This is a genomic window from Terrimonas alba (assembly GCF_042434975.1).
Classification (GTDB): Bacteria; Bacteroidota; Bacteroidia; order Chitinophagales; family Chitinophagaceae; genus Terrimonas_B; species Terrimonas_B alba.
The window spans coordinates 349410-362451 of the sequence record NZ_JBHMQM010000002.1 but is presented as its reverse complement, the minus strand read 5'-3'; the positions used below and the strand labels follow the sequence as shown (position 1 = coordinate 362451).

Below are 13042 nucleotides of genomic sequence, written 5' to 3'. Positions count from 1 at the left end.
TCTATAAGTTTTTAAGTTGAAGCTGGCAGGCGAATTTTATTTCTTCTTCTATTCCTTTCATTTGCATATACATATCTTCCGCTTCCTTTAATGGTACAATTTTAAAATTAATTGCCTGCCCTGGTTTTGCCTGGGCCAATTTTGGCAGATCTGCTGTGATAACTGAACCAATACGTGGATAGCCACCCGTGGTTGGATGATCGGCCATTAATACGATACAGTTACCATCGGGTAATAATTGGATCGTGCCTGCATCTACCGGCGATGAAATCAATTCAATTGGCTCCTTCAATAAAAGTGGCTGACCTTTTAGCCGGTAACCCATTCTGTCACTCTGATGAGTTACCATAAAATCCTTGGTCTCGAAACTTTTCTTACCAGCCGTATCTAATAATTCATACTCTATTCCCTTCAGGCATCGAACTTCATTTAATGGCTGGTAAATTTCATCCAACAGTTGTTGAGAAACGGGGCTGGTGAAAATTTTACTTTCTTCAAAATTTTGTATTGTCGGCTTAAAGAATAGCCGATCTTCCTTTTGCAATGATCTGCCGTAATGCCCGCCGACCAATAGTTTTAAATGCGTGCTAAAGCTGCTTAGCCATTCTTCCGCCTGCCACCCTTCCTTCACAGCCAGATAAACCCGGGTGCCAAAAACAGGTTGATTAAATTTTAGCACTGAATCCTTTTTTACCAACAAAGTACTCCAGCCGGGTACTTGTATTTCATCCACCAAAGCATTCAAATTGGCGCCTGTTATTGCAATCATTGCATCTGTCTCAAAAACAATCTCAGGAGCTGGAAAATGGATTTCGATCACAGTATCATCTTCATCATTTCCTACCAGGTGGTTTGCGACACTCATCGCAAAACAGTCCATGGCTCCGCCGGTTCCGACCCCGATGCTGCGGTAACCCTTGCGGCCATGATCCTGCAAAGTGGCCAATATTCCCGCCCTGGTGATTTTAATACTCATTTGAATTATCAAACTCCTGTTTACTGATCGGTGCAAATTGTATCTTATCTCCCGCTTTCAATAAGCAAGGTTTTTCCCGGGTGATATCAAAAATTTTTATCGGTGTTTGGCCGATCAACTGCCAGCCACCCGGTGATGACATCGGGTAAATACCTGTTTGCAAACCGGCAATACCGACACTGCCTGCCTTTACATTTGTTCGCGGAGTAGCATGTCTTGGTGTAGCAATTCTTTCATCCAGCTTTCCCATGTAAGCAAAGCCTGGCAAAAAACCGATCATAAAAACACGATATATTTTTTCCGTATGAATTTGTACTACATCTTCTATGGAGAGCTTATGCAGCCGGGCCAGGCTTTCGAGGTCCTGCCCGTTGTAATAAACGGGAATACGAATCGTCTCCGCTCCTGCGGCAACGACATCATTTTCTAGTCCGGCAATCAATTCTTCAACAACCATCTTGACCCACTCAAATGTTGTGGTATTGTCTTTGCAATTTTTTTTGACAACTATTAAATTATAAAAAACAGCGAGTGAGGCATAGGCTGGAACGGATTCTATAAATCCGTCAAATGGTCGTTTACCCAGTAATTCATGCAAAGCTATTACCTGCTTATTTATATCCTCATCAATCCTGTTTTCAAACGAAACCAGCAAAGCCGTCTCATTTAGTGCTGCTATGGAATAAGATAAAGTGATAACAACTTAATTTGATAATAAATATAAATAACGCAGGCCTAAAAAAAATGGACCGTAAATGTTTTTCGCTGTCTTTACTGCTAATCCTGGGTATGCCGTCCATGACACAATATGATGCTGAGACTATTCCCATGTGCTGCTTGCCAGTTTACGCTTTACAGCCACCACAATTTTTCAAACCCCAGAGTTGGAGATAATCCGTTCATCATTCGCCGGATTCGGCCCAGTAAATTCCCCTCAACTCAATCCTTATTTTCTTCAACTCACTCCTTTTTGATTGCGGGCGCCGCATCTTACAAGTAGCATTGTACCGGAAACCTTCATTAGCCTTAACCAAAACCAAAAATCATGAAAGTAGTAAACCTATTAACCATTTGCATTCTATGCTTGGCACTTTCACAATCAAACGCACAAACAGAGCCACCCAAAGGATTTAAAAAAGGAATTATCGAAACTGTCGATGGCAATCGTCTCACGGGTTTTATCAAAGACAATATCCGCAATAATGCCTCCCTTGTTTTTATCGCTGAAACGGGCGACAAGAAGAAAACCTACGACGGCGCTGATCTAAACAAAGTTGAAATAGCCGGGGATAAATTCATTTGCATCAAAGGTGATTTCTTTAAAGTTCTTAGCGAAGGCGAATTGAACTTGTTGCAAAAATCAAGTAACGCCTCCGGCAAACCTACTTACAATGGCAATGAGGCCATTTTCTCCAGCGGTACAGAAGGCAAGCCAAATGACTATTTTATTTATAACAACAACGATAAAAAGCTCGTATTGATACCGAAGAAAAACGCAGATGATGTGATAGCTGCCAGTTTTGCCGGAAACGCTGCGGCTCTTGATAAAGCGAAGGGAGCAAATGGCGACCTGGCGCAATTGAAAGCTGCTGTTGAAATATACAATAACGGGAATAGGTAATACCCTTGCTTTTTTTTAAAGAAAACGCATTTGTAATCCAATAAATCATTAATGAATTAAAGAAAGTGTGATGAAAAACACAATACTTTTTATACTGGCCATATTGTCTGTCCAGGTTATGCTGGCACAGGATGTTTCACTTCGACAAACGGTCAAAGGAACAATAATTGATGAGCAGTCGGGCAATGCATTGGCAAATGTGAATGTAAGCATCGACGGGATAAACTCTTCAGGAAATATCACTGATTCCCTCGGCAATTTTAAATTGAGAAATGTTCCCATTGGCAGACAAACCGTTCTCGTTTCGCTGGTAGGTTACGAAGAAGCAATCATCAGGAACGTAGAGGTTACATCTTCTAAAGAAGTAGTGCTTGAAATAAAGTTGAAAGAACGAATCAAAAAACTGGATGAAATCACGATAAGGTCATACAAGCAAAAGAACAGGGCATTGAACGAAGCTGCTGTAGTAAGTGCCAGGCAATTCAGCGTAGACGAAGCAGTGCGATACTCAGGTACGAGAAATGACCCGAGCCGGATGGCGCAAAATTTTGCAGGGGTTAGCGGAAGCAATGATGCAAGAAATGATATCATTATCCGTGGCAATTCGCCATCCGGCGTTCTTTGGCGGATGGAAGGGATCGATATTCCTAATCCAAACCATTACAGTACCCTGGGTTCGACCGGTGGTCCCGTCACTATTTTAAATACGAATACATTAAAAAATTCAGACTTTCTAACGAGTGCTTTCCCCGCACCATATGGCAATGCGATTGCCGGTGTCTTTGACCTTCGAATGAGGAATGGCAACAATGAGAAATATGAATTCCTTGGTCAAATGGGTTTTAACGGCTTCGAATTTGGCGCCGAAGGTCCATTAAGTGGTGGCAGCAAATCTTCTTTTTTGATCAACTACCGGTATTCGATGGTCGCAACTATCCAAAAGCTGGGCCTCGATGTAGGAACCGGCTCGGCTACCCCCTATTACCAGGATATCAATTTCAAATTAAATATTCCAACAAAAAAAGCGGGAACATTCAGTTTATTTGGTTTAGGCGGTGAAAGTCATATCAAGTTTGCTGCTATCGATGAAGACAATTTATACTCTACACCGGATGGCAGCCTGCGGGAACGAAATTTTCGTTCATGGACAGGTGTAACCGGTCTTACCAATACTTACTTTTTCAATCCAACTACTTCGGGAAGATTTACACTGGCCGTTTCAGGTTTTGACTCAAAGTACAGGGAGGATTTTTTTGACAGTCCAAAGCCTGAAAAAACCGCTTTCTACAAAAAAAATATACAGGTAAAATATTCTGCTGGTTATACATTCAATAAGAAGATCAACTCAAAGAACCAGCTTACGGCAGGTATCGTGGCGGATCTGAACCGGTTAAAGCTAAGAAATGATTATATACCCGATGGCGACAGTGTGCTGATCACTTTTTTTGACACCCGAAAAAACGCTACGCTGGTAAAAAGCTTTGCGAATTTTGCACACCGCTTTTCTGATAAGTTTTCGTCTAACCTCGGCCTGTATCATCAAATATTTACACTGAACAATACACAAAGCATCGAGCCCCGCTGGAATTTAAAATACCAATTGAGACCCAACCAGTCTCTTTCATTTGGCACGGGTCTTCACAGCCAAATACAACCACTGGAAGTATATTTTTATGAAACAAAAAATAACGCCGGTCAAATTGAATTAACCAACAGCGAACTTGAAATGGTCAAAAGTACTCACGGGGTGTTAGGCTATGATATTAGTTTCTCAAAACATCTTCGCCTGAAAGCTGAGTTATATGGCCAATACATTTATAACGCCGCCGTTGAAAAAGAGCCTTCCTCTTTCAGTATGTTAAATGCCGGTGCGGACTTTTACTTTCCCGATAAAACCAACCTGGTTAATGATGGCAAAGGATATAACTATGGTGTGGAACTAACGCTGGAAAGATTTCTCGACAAGGGATTTTACTACCTCGTCACTGCCTCTGTTTTTGAATCAAAATACAAGGGAAGTGACGGAGTATGGAGAAACACCATTTTCAATAGTAACTATGTCATGAACTTTTTAGCTGGAAAAGAATTCAGGTTAAACAAAAAATCTTCTTTTGGTATCGACACCAAGATCGCTTACACTGGTGGGCAACATTATACGCCGTTTAATATCCCGGCATCGCAAGCGGCAGGCTATATTGTTTTTAAAGAAGATGAAGCCAATAGTTTACAGAATGATCCCTATATACGGCTGGACTTAAAATTATCCTATAACCGTAATGGCAGGAGAGCAACGCAGAAATGGTATATTGACCTGCAGAACCTGACCAACCGGGAAAACATTTTTATCCGAACGCTAAACCCGAAAGATGGAACAATCGGCGTGATCAACCAAATCGGCTTTTTCCCAAATATCAATTACATGATCACCTTTTGATTTCGCTAAATTTGCTATATGGCCAAACACAATTGCAGGATAGGATTCAATGACGGCTTGCTGATGGCGATTGGCATACCTTTTTTAAGTTTTATAATTCCTATTGTGTTTTTCGGTTGCCGCTTCAACAAAGCTCCTTATCTCACCTGGGAAAAATATATAGCCACGTTTTGCATTACCGGTGCAATATGGATAGGCAACAGGTATATAATGATATATAGCCGCGGGAAGTATCCTGATTTCAATGATGTAAAGAAAAGGTTGATGTTTCAATCAGCCCTGATGCTTGTATTTACCGTAGTTACCAACATTGTATTAGGACGGCTTGCCGATGATATTTTTAATAAGGACCGTGGGCCGCTTACGCCGGCAGACGTTCTTATACATTCGAATTCCGCCGCTATTTTCTGTACGATAATGATCATCGCTATTTATGAAAGTATATTTTTTATGCACCAGTTACGTCATTCTGTTGAAGAAACGGAAAAGCTGAAGCGGGAAAGTTTGAAGGCTGAATTGAACGCATTAAAAACCCAGGTAAACCCGCATTTTCTTTTTAACAACCTGAATACACTGGCATCTGTGATACCAGAAGATCCTAAATTGGCGGTCGACTTTGTACAGCAGTTGTCAAAATTGTACCGTCACTTGCTGGAGGTAAAGGATGAGCAAAGTATTCTGTTGAAAGATGAACTGGATGTAATGAAAGCTTATGCTTTTTTATTACAAACAAGATTTGGCAACAATCTCGATGTAACCATAGATATCCCGGAAGAAAAACTGAATAAACGGATTGTTCCCCTGTCGCTGCAGATATTGATGGAAAATGCCATCAAACATAATATCGTTTCTTCTGATAAACCATTAAAAATTGAAGTAACAGCACTTAACGGAAAGCTTGTTGTCAGCAACAACCTGCAGAAGAAAAACCAGGTCAATGAATCAACGGGTATTGGCCTTAATAATATTCGCAACCGCTACAGGCTGCTCGGTAATGAAGAAGTGGAAGTAAAGGAAAGCGGGTCTGATTTTACTGTTTCTATTCCTTTAATCGAAGAATGAATATGAGGGTCCTTATTATAGAAGATGAAACACCAGCAGCCAACCGGCTGGCAAAATTGTTACAATCTAATACCGACGAACTGGAAGTAGTGAGGAAAATTGACAGCGTAGAAGCAGCCGTGAAATACCTGCAAACAGCCGACGAGATAAACCTCATCTTTATGGACATCCAATTGGCCGATGGGCTGAGCTTCGACATCTTTAAACAGGTCAAAGTAAAAGCCCCGGTGATTTTTACAACCGCATTTGATCAATATACACTGAAGGCCTTCAAGGTAAACAGCGTAGACTACCTGCTAAAGCCTATTGATGAAAAGGAGTTGCATCAAGCTGTTGACAAGTACCGGCAATTGTATCAGCAAAAAGAAAACGGGCTTTCGGAAAAGATCCTGAAAATAATGCAGGACATAAATGGAACCAGGTATAAAGAAAGGCTTTTAATCAAACGTGGTCAGCAACTAAGTTATCTGAAAACAGATGCTACTGCCTACTGCTATGCCGATGGCAAGCTTTGTTATGCGGTCGATTTTACTAACAACAAATACATGCTGGAAAGTAACCTGTCACAACTTGAGGAACAGTTACAACCAACAAAATTTTACCGTATCAACCGCCACCTGCTGGTGAATATAGACGCTGTGTACAAAGTATATACCTGGTTGGGCGGGCGATTAAAACTTGAGTTATCTCCTTCTACCACTTCCGATACGGTGGTAAGCCGCGAAAGAGTAAACGGTTTTAAGGACTGGCTGGGCCAGTAATCATTTACAGAATCCCAATTGTTACAGCTGCCCTTATTTCTTCTTCAACCCTGCCAGATATTCCAACAAGTTGGCTAAGTCCTGTTTGGATAAATTGTTTTGCAAGCCTTCGGGCATCATAGATTCTTTCATCTGTGTAAGGGTTTTCAGTTCTGCTGTCTTAACCGCTTTCTTACCGCCACCGGGAAATTTTAAATCAATATCGGTTTCCGTCTTACTGGCAATGATACCAGACATGGTCGAACCATCTTTCATCCTCAATTCCCAGCCCTCATAGCCGAAGCCAATGCCGGCAGAAGGAGATACGATACTTTCCAGCAGACTTTCTTTGGGAAGCTTGGAACCTATTTCATGAAGTGCCGGGCCAAAATCATAGCCGTTTTCATTAACACGGTGGCAAGTAGCACAGACTGTGGTGAAAACTTTTTTCCCATCTTCTGCGTTCGCTGTTAACGCATTTATTTCCTGCATCGTTATTGTCTTTTTCGCAGTGGTTGTTTTTCCATCGTCGGGTAAATAGCTGGCCGCCTCATTGCGTATTGCACCACGCCATGCGCCACTCACACTGCTCACTACTGCTGGAATCAATTCTGTAGGAACTTTTTTTTCTTTTAGTATTTCCAGCACTCTTTCTTCCCCACTCCAGCTTTTTCCGATAAGAGCAGCCGATTCTTTTCGCAATGGCATTGCGTACTTATTAGACAGAGCAATTGTTTGCAGCATGTCAACAGATGTCTTACTCCCTACTCCCGCCAGGGATGCCAACAATTTCTTTTGTTGAACGCTGTCGGCAGCGTTGATTATATTCCAAACCAGTTGACTACCACCAAGCTTCAGCATTAAAGAAGCCGCATCTTTGCCAATAGGTTTATCATAGTTGTTGATCGCCAACTGCAACAGATTAGGGTTTTCGGTTTTTACTTCGTACCGGGCCACCATTTCCACATACTCATCTGTTCCTGCCAGGGACTGCAATACTTCCCGTAATGTTTTTTGCGCAGCAGGGTTTTGTTTTACGGTTTTAACATCAAGATGACGCAAGACCAGCTTATTCAAGGCAAGATCGTTACCACTATTTTCATGTATCATTTTCAACAGCAATGCAGATTTTGCCGGACCGGTATTAAAATCAAATGCACGGAAATAACGTAATCTGTTGTTCAATGGAATAGTATTATCCGATGCCAGGGCAGCCAGGTAAGAAACCGCTTTATCCGTTCTTGCCCGCCACACTATATCATTAAATGCCACGGCTTGCTTATCCTTTATCCGGTCAAGGTAAGTGCTGAAAAATTTGTCCCATTGTTTATCCGCACCGATGCCAAGAGCTTCTAAATACCACCTGTCTTTCCCATCATATTGCAACGCCAACGAGCTCCACAGCTCCGCGGCTTCTTGTGATTTATTATGATGCAAGGATATCGCACATTCACGACGCACCTGCGCATCCGGATCATTGGTCAATTGCTTAATCGTCGCAATTAAATTTTTGTTCAATTCACCTGCTGCTCTCAAACCGGTAATGCGCAGATCAGCATTATGATCTGCTACGGCTTCATTGATATATTTTTCGGCAGTAGCCGCTGGCATTTTTGCCAGCACCCAAAATACCCTGGCCCGCATCCTTGGATCTTCCGATGTCCGCCAAATTTTTTCAAGAGCAGGAATCGCAGTCGTGCCCATTTTTTGCAAAGCAGTAAAAGCTTTGTAACGCACCGCAAGATTAGGATTTTGTAAGGCTTTGGCAGCGCCATCTGCAGTTGTATAGTCTTGTGCCGGTATTGAATATTTTGAATTCCTGGGTGCAACACGATAAATTCTGCCTCTTACCTGGTCTCCTGCCGCATGTCCGCCTACACCGGGGTCATACCAGTCTGCGACGATCAATGAACCATCCGGCGCCACACATACATCGGCTGGACGAAACCACTGATTTTTATCATCTTTCAAAATATTAACGATACCTGCTGTGTAACCCGCTCCATTCTTCTTTACAGGATAAGAACGCACTACATTGGGGCCCGCATCACAATGTATCAAACTACCTTGAAAAGGCTGCGGCAACAAATTGCCTTCATAGACGATCATACCGGTCGGCGAACCCGCAAAAGTTTGCAGCAGGTTGGGCACTGACCCCGGATCATTCTGGTACCAATGACGAAACGGTATAGAATCTTCAATGTTTGTACGATTCGCCTGCCAGCCAGCCCCCGTCATTTCATCTGTATAGCCGTAATTGCCATACTGCAGGATGTAATTGATGCGGGTACCCCGGTTGCCATCATCGTCATTATCGCTTTGCCACAAGCTGCCATAACTGTCGACCGTTACCTCGTAGGGATTACGAAAATTATGTGCCAGGCATTCAACAGCTGATCCATCCGGATTGCAGCGGAATATCATACCCTGTTTATACTTCTTGTTGTCGATGATATCACCATCCTGGTCACGGACCGGCCTGCCATTTTTATCCTTTAATTGTTCCCCTGCGTTGCCAAAATTGAAATAGAGTTTGCCATCAGGTCCAAACGTAAAAGCATGCACGCCGTGATCATGTTGCTCACCACTGATACCCTGGAAAAGTATTTCCTTGCGATCGGCCTTATCATCCCCATTATCATCATAGAAAATCCACACAAAAGGACTTTGCGAAACAATGACCTTGTTACCCAAAACACAGATTCCCAAAGGGGCATTCAATTCAGGTCCCTGGTAAAAAACTTTTGCGGTATCTGTTTTGCTGTCACCATCTTTATCCTCCAGGATCATGATTCGATCACCCAATGCATTCGTTGGATTGCCATTGATAGCGGGACGATAATTATAAGCTTCACAAACCCAAATACGGCCACGATCGTCCACATCAATGTTTGTTGGATTTTGTAACATGGGCTCTGTGGCTATTGCCGTTACTTCCAGCCCATTTGCCACGGTGAGAGTTTTCAATGCATTTTCAGGGAGATGTCTTTGTTCTTCGGTAAGACTGTCTGACTCAATACGGACATTTTTTTTATCGGCTGCATTATTACAGGATACAGTCAATGCTGCCAGTATAAACCCATAGCCGGCCGCAACAAACATTTTTGTTTTCATTGGCATTCGTGTAAAATTTACAATTATACCGAAGCTATGAAAACAAGTCGATTTTTGATCTGTGTGATCAAATTAGAATCAAGCTCTGTTAATAAAGCAATACTCTGCTGTTAATGCCGGGGTATAAAATCATTCAACTGAAGCCACAGGACGGTTCGTATTGTATACTTATCCCCCAACATCATAACTATTGATAAATGCCAACTATTGCTGCCGACGTCGTTCTTCTAAAGCCATTCTATCTCTTGAAAGCGATAAAATCTTTAAATACCGTGTAGCCTAAAAGAAAACTAACCCAATGCGTTTGATTAAAAGATCCAAAACATCATTCTTTGAGGTTAAAATAAGCCCGTCTACTTATCCTTGTCTACTTCTTTGGCAATAATAGATGTGACAAATGCGAGGAGCAGTGCGAAAAGTAACCCCCACCAGAAACTATCGATTCGAAAACCATCGACAAATTTACTGGCCAGCAAAACAACCAGGGTGTTGACAACAAAAAGAAATAATCCCAGTGTCACAATAGTCAGGGGTAGCGTTAACAGTATTAAAATGGGCTTGACCAAAACATTCAAAATGGCCAGGATCACTGCAAATACGATGGCAGTCCAGAAGCTGTCCACGTGAATGCCCGTTAATAAATGAGCAAGAGCAAATGCAACCAATGCCGTGATGAGAATGCGAAGTAAAAAATTCATACGGGTAAGATACAGAAACTTAGATTATTAGCAAGCGATTGCCGATCACTATCTAAAATATCCGGATATTAAATGTTGCACTATTCCTAAAACCTTTTCGCTACTATTGCCTGCTATTATTCTTTGGCTATTTTTGAAGGATAAATAAATTTTACCCATGAAATTTTTTTCGCTTTTGATTTCTATCTGCATCTGTACTCAATTGATAGCTCAGCAGGATTATTGGCAGCAACAGCTTCGCTATGATATAAAAGCGGAGCTAAACGATAAAGAAAAATCCATTGCCGGCTTTGAAACGATCGTTTATAAAAATAATTCTCCTTCTTCGCTTGATTTTATCTGGTTTCATATCTGGCCAAACGCCTATAAGAATGAGACAACCGCTTTGCTGCAACAACTGAAGAATGATAAAGAGCGGGCGAAGAAAATGGAAAGCTTTGGCACCGGATCGATCGATGGTCTTGCGTTCAAAGTGAATGGGCAGGCGGCAACAACAGAAGCACATCCCAACCCTCAATACATTGATATCATCAAGCTGGTATTAAACAAACCTCTTGCTTCCGGCGATTCCATTACAATTTCTACACCCTTTAAAGTAATGCTGCCCCCCTATTTTTCAAGGTCAGGTTATGCCGATGGACAATTCATGGCCTGTCAATGGTACCCCAAGCCAGCTGTATTTGATAAAAAAGGCTGGCATGAGTTTCCTTACCTGGACATGGGTGAGTTTTATAGCGAATACGCCGATTACTCCGTAAGTATTACGGTGCCACCGGACTATATTGTTGGTGCCACCGGCGTATTGCAAACAGAAGAAGAGCTCGAAGCTTATAAAAAAATAGGTAAGAAAAATGTTGCCGACCGCAATGGTAAACCAGCATTATACGCCCCGTCAAACAAAAAAGAAAACAAAACGCTAAGCTATCATGCCGAACAGGTGCCTGATTTTGCCTGGTTTGCCGATAAGGATTTTGTCATCCAATATGACACCACACAATTACCGGGTGGAAAGATCATTGAGGCTTTTTCTTATTATCACAACAAAAAGAATTCGCTTTGGAAAAACAGTATTGATTATATCAAAGACGGTGTGAAAAAATACAGTGGCTGGATCGGCGAATATGGCTACCCGGTAGTGCAGGCTGTAGAAGGGCCAAAGAATAACTCGAGCGGAGGTATGGAATATCCCATGATCACACTTATTACAAGCCCTGACGCAAAAGTAGAGACCCTGGATGCGGTGATTGCTCATGAAATAGGCCACAACTGGTTTATGGGAATGCTTGGCAGTAATGAAAGAGCTCATACCTGGATGGACGAGGGCCTGAATACCTATTTCCAATTTAAATATGAAGCCGAAAAGTACCGCAGCAATTCCGTTTTTGGCGATGCTATTCCCAAAGAAATAAAAGAAAAACCGGCAGGTGAATTTCTGGATATTATCTACAACGTGATTGATAAAAATCTTCCCATGCAATCGGCCATGGATATCCCGGCCGATAAATTTCCCAATAGTGAAGAATATGGGATAGTATCATATGTAAAGACAGCCTTGTGGATGTACCTCCTGGAGTCAGCAGTGGGACAGGATAAAATGGATCTTGCTATTCAAACCTATTTTACCAAATGGAAAAACAAACACCCCCAACCGGAGGACATGCAGGCGGCATTTGAGGAAGCGACCGGCACTAAACTGGACAAAGTGTTTGATTTGACAAAAAAAGAAGGACGACTAACTAATTAAAGGTAATTTGCTCTCCCGACTTATTTAAAAGTCATCCTGCTGTAGGGATGACTTTTTTTGTTGAGTACGTGGTGTTCGTTGTACCAACACTGTAATAAGAGAGGTTAAATTAAACCTTAACAGTAAGTATGCTAGTCCGAAACAACAATCATCTTTTGTGAAGAAAAATTATTTTCGACGGTTAGACTGATGATGTACAATCCGGACTGAAATTTTGTTGTTACCTGTATTTTATTCTGCGTGTTGCTTCTTGTTGTTTGAAGAAGTTTGCGGCCGGACATGTCATGAAATTTAATCACCGTATTTTCCTTCATTCCATGCCGGCTGGCTGTAGCTACTGTTCTAACAAGCAAATAAATATAATGGCCATTTATATCCACCTTTTTTAAGTTGGTTGCGCAGGCGCCTGGCTATGACACGGGAGATACAACCCTACAGTTAGTAGAAACAACAGCTTATAAAATTTGGGCTTCATGCATCATCATTAAATGGTGAATGTTCACAAACACCGAGCATTCAGGAATAAAGTAAGTGGAATGAAAGCTATCCAAAGAATGGCTTACGGAACTTTTCCCTCATCCTTTTGTTTAAATAAAGGATAAAAATTCAGGCAATTTATTTTTTACACTATGTGTATAGCTGAAACAATTTTA

10 protein-coding genes are annotated in these 13042 nt (G+C 41.8%); 5 read left to right on the top strand and 5 right to left on the bottom strand.

All coding sequences use genetic code 11. The features are described from left to right. Position 1: 1 nt before the first annotated feature. Together ACFEL9_RS06230 and pxpB are read right to left on the bottom strand one after the other, a co-directional pair. On the bottom strand, positions 2-976 hold the full coding sequence (locus tag ACFEL9_RS06230) for a 5-oxoprolinase subunit C family protein (protein WP_385887205.1): 975 nt from the start codon (positions 974-976) through the stop codon (positions 2-4). Then, positions 966-1655, bottom strand: coding sequence for a 5-oxoprolinase subunit PxpB (gene pxpB / locus ACFEL9_RS06225; protein ID WP_385888618.1), 690 nt, complete (start codon positions 1653-1655; stop codon positions 966-968). Before pxpB ends, ACFEL9_RS06230 begins: the two co-directional genes overlap by 11 nt. 366 nt (positions 1656-2021) lie before the next feature. On the opposite strand from pxpB, the gene ACFEL9_RS06220 reads away from it, so the two are divergent. The 4 genes from ACFEL9_RS06220 to ACFEL9_RS06205 all read left to right on the top strand — a co-directional run bounded on the left by ACFEL9_RS06220 (position 2022) and on the right by ACFEL9_RS06205 (position 6854). Further along, entirely contained in the window at positions 2022-2597 is a 576-nt protein-coding gene (locus tag ACFEL9_RS06220; protein ID WP_385887202.1) for a hypothetical protein, read from the top strand. A 70-nt stretch (positions 2598-2667) separates the two neighbouring features. Next, on the top strand, positions 2668-5031 hold the full coding sequence (locus tag ACFEL9_RS06215; protein WP_385887199.1) for a TonB-dependent receptor: 2364 nt from the start codon (positions 2668-2670) through the stop codon (positions 5029-5031). 18 nt (positions 5032-5049) lie between these two features. Then, a complete protein-coding gene (locus tag ACFEL9_RS06210; RefSeq protein ID WP_385887196.1) occupies positions 5050-6093 on the top strand; it encodes a sensor histidine kinase in 1044 nt (347 codons plus the stop codon). 2 nt (positions 6094-6095) lie between these two features. Then, positions 6096-6854: a LytR/AlgR family response regulator transcription factor gene (locus tag ACFEL9_RS06205; RefSeq protein ID WP_385887193.1), complete on the top strand. Its 759-nt coding sequence runs from the start codon at positions 6096-6098 to the stop codon at positions 6852-6854. A 33-nt stretch (positions 6855-6887) separates the two neighbouring features. On the opposite strand, the gene ACFEL9_RS06200 is transcribed toward ACFEL9_RS06205, so the two are convergent. Continuing rightward, a complete protein-coding gene (locus ACFEL9_RS06200; RefSeq protein WP_385887191.1) occupies positions 6888-9947 on the bottom strand; it encodes a PVC-type heme-binding CxxCH protein in 3060 nt (1019 codons plus the stop codon). Positions 9948-10300: 353 nt separating this feature from the next. Further along, complete coding sequence (locus ACFEL9_RS06195) at positions 10301-10645, bottom strand: phage holin family protein (protein ID WP_385887188.1); 345 nt, start codon at positions 10643-10645, stop codon at positions 10301-10303. Between the two features lie 157 nt (positions 10646-10802). Here ACFEL9_RS06195 and ACFEL9_RS06190 point away from each other — a divergent pair, with 157 nt between their 5' ends. Then, entirely contained in the window at positions 10803-12389 is a 1587-nt protein-coding gene (locus ACFEL9_RS06190; protein WP_385887186.1) for a M1 family metallopeptidase, read from the top strand. Between the two features lie 131 nt (positions 12390-12520). Here the strand turns inward: ACFEL9_RS06190 and ACFEL9_RS06185 are convergent, their stop codons facing one another. Next, positions 12521-12703, bottom strand: coding sequence for a T9SS type A sorting domain-containing protein (locus ACFEL9_RS06185; RefSeq protein WP_385888615.1), 183 nt, complete (start codon positions 12701-12703; stop codon positions 12521-12523). Between the last annotated feature and the right edge of the window lie 339 nt (positions 12704-13042).